The sequence below is a fragment of the Microbacterium sp. zg.Y909 genome (assembly GCF_024626565.1).
In genome coordinates, this window is record NZ_JANJFJ010000551.1 from 1 (window position 1) to 2,230 (window position 2,230).

Here is a 2,230-nt window from a genome sequence, read left to right on the forward strand (position 1 = left end):
GCCCTGTCCGACGCCGGCGTCAGCATCTGGCTCGACGATCTGTCCCGCCAGCGCATCACGACCGGCAACCTGCAGCAGCTGATCGACACCCGCAACGTCGTCGGGGTGACCACCAACCCGACGATCTTCCAGGGCGCGATCTCTGCGGGCATCGGCTACGAAGAGGCCATCGCCGCGCAGGCGGCGAAGGGCGCGTCGACGGACGACACGATCTTCTCGCTGACGACCACCGACGTGCAGAGCGCGTGCGACATCTTCCGTCCCATCTACGACGCCACCAAGGGTGTCGACGGCCGTGTTTCGATCGAGGTCTCCCCCGACCTCGCACACGACACCGCGGCGACCGTCGCCCAGGCGAAGGAGCTCGCGGCAGCTGTCGACCGGCCGAACGTGCTGATCAAGATCCCCGCCACCAAGGCCGGGCTCCCCGCGATCACCGAGGTCATCGCCGCGGGCATCTCTGTCAACGTCACGCTGATCTTCTCGCTGGAGCGTTACGCCGAGGTCATCGACGCGTACCTCGAAGGCCTGGAGCGGGCGCACAGCGCGGACTTCGACCTGTCGCACATCCACTCCGTCGCATCGTTCTTCGTCTCGCGGGTCGACACCGAGATCAACAAGCGTCTCGAGGCCGTGGGCACCGGCGAGGCCGAAGGGCTCATGTCGCTCGCGGGCGTCGCCAACGCGCGCCTCGCGTACGAGCTCTTCGAGCAGAAGTTCGCGGAGAAGCGCGCGACCGACCTCGTCAAGATCGGCGCCAACGTGCAGCGGCCGCTCTGGGCATCCACGGGCGTCAAGGACCCGAAACTGCCGGACACGCTCTACGTCACCGAGCTCGTCGCGCCCGGCACCGTCAACACGATGCCGGAGAAGACGCTCGAGGCCACCTTCGACCACGGTCAGATCATCGGCGACAGCATCAGCGGAACCTACGACGCCGCGCGCAAGGTCTTCGCCGACCTCGACCGGCTCGGCATCGACCTCGTCGAGGTCACGCAGCTGCTCGAAGACGAGGGCGTCGACAAGTTCATCGCCTCGTGGCACGACCTGCAGGGCACCGTCACCGAGGCTCTCGAAGGGGCGAAGGCGGACGCATGACCTTCGACATCCGGGTCACCGGGCACGCGAAGGCTGCGGTGGAGCGCACCCTCCCCGGGCTCATCGCCGATCTCGTCGCCAGCGGCGTCACCGCCGGCGATGGGAGCCTGTGGGGCCCCGAGGCCGAGGCCGAGGCCTCGCGTCGGCTGGGATGGGTGCAGGCCGTGAGCGTCTCCCGCCCGCTCGTGTCCGAGATCGCCGCCCTGCGCGACGAATTCGCCGAACGCGGCATGACGCGCATCGTGCTGGCCGGAATGGGCGGGTCATCGCTTGCGCCCGAGGTGATCGCGCAGACGGCCGGCCGGCCCCTCGTGATCCTGGATTCCACCGCCCCCGGGCAGGTGCTCGCCGCCATCGACGGTGACGCCGAGACCGGCGGCCTGGCCGAGACCGTGCTGGTCGTCTCGTCGAAGTCGGGCTCCACCGTCGAGACCGACTCGGCCCTGCGCGCCTTCGAGGCCGCGTGGCTGGATGTGGGGATGGACCCCGCAGAGCACGTCGTGGTCGTCACGGACCCGGGTTCGCCTCTCGACGAGCGCTCGCAGGCCGCCGGGTACCGCGTGTTCCACGCCGACCCGACGGTCGGTGGACGCTACTCGGCGCTCACCGCGTTCGGCCTGGTTCCCACGGGCCTCGCAGGCGTCGACATCTCCGAGCTGCTCGACGAGGCCGAGGCCACCCTGCTCGAGGTCGCGATCGACAGTCCCGACAACCCGGCGCTCGTGCTGGCGGCGGCCATCGCCGGCGGAGAACCGCGTCGCGACAAGCTCGGTCTCGTGAGCGACGGCACGCACATCGCGGGCCTTCCGGACTGGATCGAGCAGCTCGTGGCGGAGTCCACCGGCAAGGAGGGCACCGGCATCCTTCCGGTGGTCCTGCTTCCGGTCTCGCCCGAGCTCGACTCCCGTCCGGCGGACCTGCAGATCCTCCGCCTCGTCGACGAGGCCCGCGAGTTCCACCTGTTCGAGCAGCACGAGGGCGAGATCCTCGTCAGCGGATCGCTCGGCGCGCAGCTGGTGGTGTGGGAGTACGCGACCGCGATCGCCTGCCGCCTGCTCGGCGTGAACCCCTTCGATCAGCCCGACGTGGAAGCAGCCAAGGTCGCCGCGCGCGGCATGCTCGAGGTCCGCCC

At 69.8% G+C, this 2,230-nt stretch carries 2 protein-coding genes; both read left to right on the plus strand.

What is annotated here, in order from left to right:
- Positions 1 to 3 precede the first annotated feature (3 nt).
- Positions 4 to 1,098, plus strand: a complete 1,095-nt coding sequence (gene tal / locus NQ160_RS22665) for a transaldolase (protein ID WP_257517287.1) — start codon at positions 4 to 6, stop codon at positions 1,096 to 1,098.
- A partial coding sequence (locus tag NQ160_RS22670) for a glucose-6-phosphate isomerase (RefSeq protein ID WP_257517286.1) occupies positions 1,095 to 2,230 on the plus strand: 1,136 nt, incomplete at its 3' end. The genes tal and NQ160_RS22670, both read left to right, overlap by 4 nt.